Origin of the sequence: Saccharomonospora saliphila YIM 90502, from assembly GCF_000383795.1 — a bacterium.
GTDB lineage: Bacteria > Actinomycetota > Actinomycetes > Mycobacteriales > Pseudonocardiaceae > Saccharomonospora > Saccharomonospora saliphila.
This window is the reverse complement of sequence record NZ_KB912620.1, coordinates 25759-30916: the sequence shown is the minus strand read 5'-3', so window position 1 is coordinate 30916 and position 5158 is coordinate 25759. Positions and strand designations below refer to the sequence as shown.

The following is a 5158-nucleotide window of genomic DNA, read 5'->3' as shown; positions in this document are numbered from 1 at the left end:
CACCACGACCCGCGCGCCCTCGGCCGCGAACCCGCGGGCCAGTGCCGCGCCGATGCCGTTGCCGCCACCGGTGACGACGACGCCCGACCCGGCGAGATCGAATCCGGCCGCGCGGCTCACAGCCCGCCGCCCAGCGTGGTACCGCCGTCGATGACCAGCGTCTGCCCGGTGATCCAGCCCGCCTGCTCGGAGAGCAGGAACGCCACGGCGCCGGCGACATCGGACGGCACACCGAGCCGCTTCATCGGGTAGGCGGCGGCGACCTCCTCCTCCCGGTCGGCGTAGAGGGCCGTGGCGAACCGGGTCTTGACCACCGCGGGGGCGACGGCGTTGACCCGGATGGACGGCGCGAGCTCGTGCGCCAGCTCGGTGGTGAGCCGGATCAGCGCGGCCTTGCTCACCCCGTACATGCCGATCCCCGGCGAGGTCCGCAGTCCCGCGATGGAGGCCACGTTGACGATCGCGCCGCCGTGCTCGCCCATCCACGCGTCGCGCACGGTGCGCGTCCAGGCCAGCGGCGAGAGCACGTTCACCCCGAAGATCTTGGCGGCGGCGTCGGTGTCCACGTCGAGCACGGAGCCGTAGGTGGGGTTGATGCCGGTGTTGTTGACCAGGTAGTCGACGCGCCCGAAGGTCTCCAGCGTGCGCGTGACGGCCTCCTCCTGGTGCGCCGCGTCGTCGGCCTTGCCGGGCACACCGAGCGCGACCGCGCTCCCGCCCAGTTCCTCGACCGCCTCGGCCAGCGGCTCGGGCTTGCGGGCGGTGATGCAGACCTTCGCGCCCGCCTCCACGAGCGAGGTGGCCACACCGAGTCCGATGCCTCGGCTGGCACCTGTCACAATGGCGACACGGCCCTTGAGGGATTCCACTGCCGTTCTCCAATCCTTGCTAAGCGCTCGCTTACACTTCGGGTATGACGATGTCGCTGTCGGCCGAACTGTGGCCGGATGTCCAGCCGGAGGCCGCCCGCCGGTTGATGCTGGCCGGGGTCGAGTCCTTCGCCCGGCGTGGCTACCACGCCACCACCACCCGCGACATCGCCGGGAACGCGGGCATGAGCCCGGCGGCGTTGTACGTGCACTTCCCGTCCAAGGCGGCACTGCTGTTCGCGATCAGCCGCAGCGGCCACGAGCAGGCGCTCGCGCTCGTGCGGGGCGCGGCGGAGTCGTCGGACGACCCGGCCGAGGCGATGCGGGAGCTGGTGCGGCGGTTCGTGGCCTGGCACGCCCGGCGGCACACCGTCGCGCGGGTCGTGCAGTACGAGCTGGGCGCGCTACCAGAGACCGAGTACCAGGTGGTCGCCGACCTGCGCCGGGACATCGAGCGGCTCGTGACCGAGCTGGTCGTGCGCGGGGAACGCTCCGGCGTGTTCACCGTCGGCGACGCGGCCACGGCGGCGCGCGCCGTGCTCTCGCTGGGCGTCGACGTCGCGCGGTGGTACAGCGAGCGCTCGCGCCGCTCCCCGACCGAGCTGGGCGCGGAATACGGCGAGCTGGCCCTGCGCATGCTCGGCGCGTCACCGGACTGACCGAGACCCACACGCACCTCCCGTCCGGTCCGACACCGCACCCGCTCCCGTCGCCCACATACTAAGCGCTCGCTCACCTCCCCCGCCACCCCCTCCGGCGCACGCCGTCAAGGCCTCCTTCACTGCGTTCAGTGCAGTAAAGGAGGCCTTGACGGCAGGACAACTAGCCGGGGGCGTCGCCGACGACGGGTTCGAGGATCGTGGCCCACTGGGCGATGAGGCGCCTGCGGCGGCGGGTGTCGTCGGTGAGCAGGCCCGCCAGGCCCAGGCCACGGGCGAGGTCGAGCGTGGCCTGGACCGTCTCGCGCACACCGGGGCGGGACTCGTCGGCGCCCAGCAGCTCCACGGCGACCCGGTGCGCCTCCCGCCCCACACGGGCCTCCAGCGGGACGAGCACCTCCCGCAACGCCGCATCGGTGGAGGCGGCCACCCACAGGTGCAGCGCCGCGCGGAACTTCGCGCCCGTGTAGAGGTCGAGCAGCAACTCCGCCACCGGAAGCGCCCGCGACGGTCCCTGCGGCAGCTCGGCCGCCCGGCGGCGCAGCTCGGCGATCTGCTCGTCGGTGAGAAACTCCACGGCCGCGACCACCAGCTCCTCCCGGGTCGGGAAGTGGTGCTGCGCCGCGCCGCGCGAGACCCCGGCACGCTCGGCGATCACGCCGACCGTCGTGCCGGACCATCCCTTCTCGGCGAGGCACTCGACGGCGGCGTCGACGAGCCGCCGCCGAGTGGTCCGGCTGCGCTGCTGCCTCGGTTCACGCGCCATCGACCGGATCGACCCAGAAGTCGAGCTGCAGGTCGGCCTCGCTCGCGGCGAGCCGGTAGCCGGACAGGTCGGTCACCCCTTCGGCGGCGAGCACCTCGTCGTCGATGAAGAACTCGCCGGTGACCTCCCGGCTGGGCTTGGTCAGGATCGCGTGCGCGGCGTCGGCGACGATCTCCGGGGTGCGGGAGCGCCCGGCCAGCTCGGAACCGACCACGTTGCGGATCGCGGCGGTGTCGATCGTCGTACGCGGCCACAGCGAGTTGGCCGCGATCCCGTCGCCGCGCAGCTCGGCGGCGAGTCCGACGGTGACCAGGCTCATCGAGTACTTGGCGATGCTGTAGGCGAGGTGGCCGCCGGAGAACCACTTCTCCTCCAGCCGGATCGGCGGCGAGAGGGTGAGCACGTGCGGGTTGCCCGCCTGCCGCAACCACGGGATCGCGGTGCGCGAGAGCAGGAACGAACCGCGGGCGTTGATGTCCTGCATCAGGTCGTAGCGCTTCATCGGGATGTGCTCGGACGGCGTCAGGTCGATGGCGCTCGCGTTGTTCACCACGATGTCGATGCCGCCGAACTGTTCGGCCGCCTGCCGCACGGCGCCTTCGACGGCCTCGTCGTCGCGCACGTCACCGACGATGGGCAGCGCGGCCCCTCCCGCCTGCTCGACCGCCCGCGCGGCCGTGTGGATGGTGCCGGGCAGGCTCGGGTGTGGCTCGGCCGTCTTGGCCAGCAGCGCGACGTTCGCGCCGTCCCTGGCGGCGCGGACGGCGATCGCCTCGCCGATCCCCCGGCTGCCACCGGACATGATCAGCGTCTTGCCGGCGAGTGTGGTCACGGTGCACTCCTGTGTCGTTCGGATGTCGGTCGGATGTGGGCCGTCGCCGGCGGTGCCGGTGGCGACCCGGTGTCGGTGCCGTCGGGCACCGGGTGCGCACGGCGTCGGGCGCGGAAACCTCGGAAGGCGGCCCCGGGACGGAGGCGGTGCTCTCGTAGGGAGGCGGTGCCGGTACGAGCGGGCTCGTCCGGTGTGGAGTTCAGTACGACTTGGGCAGGCCGAGGCTGTGCTGGGCCACGAAGTTGAGCACCATCTCCCTGCTGACCGGGGCGATGCGGCCCACCCGGACCGCGCCCAGCAACGTGCCGAGGCCGTACTCCGAGGCCAGGCCGTTGCCGCCGTGGACCTGGACGGACTGATCGACCGCGCGGATCGCCACCTCGGCGGCGGCGTACTTGGCCATGTTGGCCGCCTCACCCGCGCCGAGGTCGTCGCCCGCGTCGTAGAGGGCGGCGGCCTTGCGGGTCATCAGTGTCGCCAGTTCCAGCTCGATCTTGATCTGGGCGAGCGGGTGCGCCAGCCCCTGGTGCGCCCCGATCGGCGTGTCGAACACACTGCGCTGCCGGGCGTAGGCCACGGCCTTGTCCAGCGCGTAGCGGGCGATGCCGAGCGAGAACGACGCGCCCATGATGCGTTCGGGATTCAGCCCGGCGAACAACTGCGCGAGCGCGGCGTCCTCGGAGCCGACCAGCGCGTCGGCGGGCAGGCGCACCTGGTCGAGCACGAGCTCGAACTGCTGGTCGGCCGACACCAGATCCATCGGGATCGGCCGGTACTCGAAGCCGGGTGTGTCGGTGGGGACGATGAACAGCGCCGGTTTGAGCGTGCCCGTCCGGGCGTCGGCCGTGCGGCCGACCACGAGCACGGCGTCGGCCTCGTCCACCCCGGAGATGAACACCTTGCGCCCGGTGAGCAGCCAGTCTCCCCCGCTCTCCCGCGTGGCGGTGGTGGTCAGCCGGTGCGCGTTCGATCCGGCGTCGGGCTCGGTGATGGCGAACGACATGCGCACCCGCCCGTCTGCGAACCGGGGCAGCCAGTGCCGCTTCTGCGCGTCGGTGCCGAACCGGGCCAGCACGGTGGCGCAGATCGCGGGCGAGACCACCATGAGCAGCATGGGCGTGCCCGCCGCGCAGAACTCCTCGCAGACGGCGGCGAGCTCGCCGATGCCCGCGCCACCGCCGCCGTAGGCTTCGGGCACCGCCACCCCGAGGTAGCCCAGCCTGCCCGCCTCGTCCCACAGCTCGGTGGTGTGCCCGCCGGAGCGGGCCTTGGCGGCGTAATAGTCGTGTCCGTACCTGCCCGCCAGTTCCGCCACGGCCTCGCGCAGCGCCTGCCGTTCGGTCGGCTCGGTGAAGTCCACGCCCGCTCCTTAGCTCGTTCGCTCGCCGGTACCGTCCGCACCGGGCCCCGGCGCGCCGTCGCCGGTGCCCTCTCCGCCGTCGCCGTCGGGGACGGTGTCGACGACGGCGAGCACCGCACCCTGCCCGACCTGCTGGCCCGCCACGACGGGCAGCTCCGTCAGGACCCCGTCGGCAGGGGCGTCCACGCGGTGCTCCATCTTCATCGCCTCCAGCCACAGCACGGGCTGCCCGGACCGCACGCGCTCGCCCCGCGCCACGGCCACCCGCGCCACGGTTCCCGGCATGGGCGCCAGCAGCGACCCCGGCGCGTGCTCGGTGCCGGGCTCGGCCAGCAGCGGCACCGGCGTGAGAGACACCGTTCCGAGCGGCGAATCCACGACGACCAGGTCCGGGTACCGGGCCACGTCGAATGTCCGCCGCAGACCCGCGTCGTCGAGCACGACGCGGTCCGGGTCCGCGCGCACGAGGCGCACGCCGGGGTGGTCGTCGGCCCGCAGCCCCGAGCGGGTGAGGCGGTAGCGCACCTCGTGCTCGGTGTCGGTGGCCGGTGCGGTGCCGGCGACGCGGTAGCGCTTGCGCTGCGGGGCGGAGACGACGTTGCGCCACCCGCTCGGCAGTCCGCACCACTCGGTCGGCATGGGCGTGACCACCGAGATGTCCAGCGCCGCTCC

The 5158-nt window shown here is 73.1% G+C and carries 6 protein-coding genes; 1 reads left to right on the top strand and 5 read right to left on the bottom strand.

The window, feature by feature from the left end; genetic code table 11:
* Positions 1 to 116: 116 nt before the first annotated feature.
* Positions 117 to 869 (bottom strand): SDR family oxidoreductase, encoded by a 753-nt coding sequence (locus SACSA_RS0103270; RefSeq protein WP_019813457.1) that lies wholly within the window; start codon positions 867 to 869, stop codon positions 117 to 119.
* 44 nt (positions 870 to 913) lie between these two features.
* On the opposite strand from SACSA_RS0103270, the gene SACSA_RS0103265 reads away from it, so the two are divergent.
* Positions 914 to 1528: a TetR/AcrR family transcriptional regulator gene (locus SACSA_RS0103265; RefSeq protein WP_028661487.1), complete on the top strand. Its 615-nt coding sequence runs from the start codon at positions 914 to 916 to the stop codon at positions 1526 to 1528.
* A 163-nt stretch (positions 1529 to 1691) separates the two neighbouring features.
* On the opposite strand, the gene SACSA_RS0103260 is transcribed toward SACSA_RS0103265, so the two are convergent.
* From SACSA_RS0103260 to SACSA_RS0103245, 4 genes are all read right to left on the bottom strand, one after another.
* Positions 1692 to 2294, bottom strand: a complete 603-nt coding sequence (locus SACSA_RS0103260; RefSeq protein WP_019813455.1) for a TetR/AcrR family transcriptional regulator — start codon at positions 2292 to 2294, stop codon at positions 1692 to 1694.
* Positions 2284 to 3126 (bottom strand): SDR family oxidoreductase, encoded by an 843-nt coding sequence (locus SACSA_RS0103255; RefSeq protein ID WP_019813453.1) that lies wholly within the window; start codon positions 3124 to 3126, stop codon positions 2284 to 2286. Before SACSA_RS0103255 ends, SACSA_RS0103260 begins: the two co-directional genes overlap by 11 nt.
* A 199-nt stretch (positions 3127 to 3325) precedes the next feature.
* Entirely contained in the window at positions 3326 to 4486 is a 1161-nt protein-coding gene (locus SACSA_RS0103250) for an acyl-CoA dehydrogenase family protein (RefSeq protein ID WP_019813452.1), read from the bottom strand.
* 9 nt (positions 4487 to 4495) lie between these two features.
* Positions 4496 to 5158 (bottom strand): acetyl-CoA carboxylase biotin carboxyl carrier protein subunit (locus SACSA_RS0103245; protein WP_028661486.1); only part of this gene is annotated, 663 nt, incomplete at its 5' end.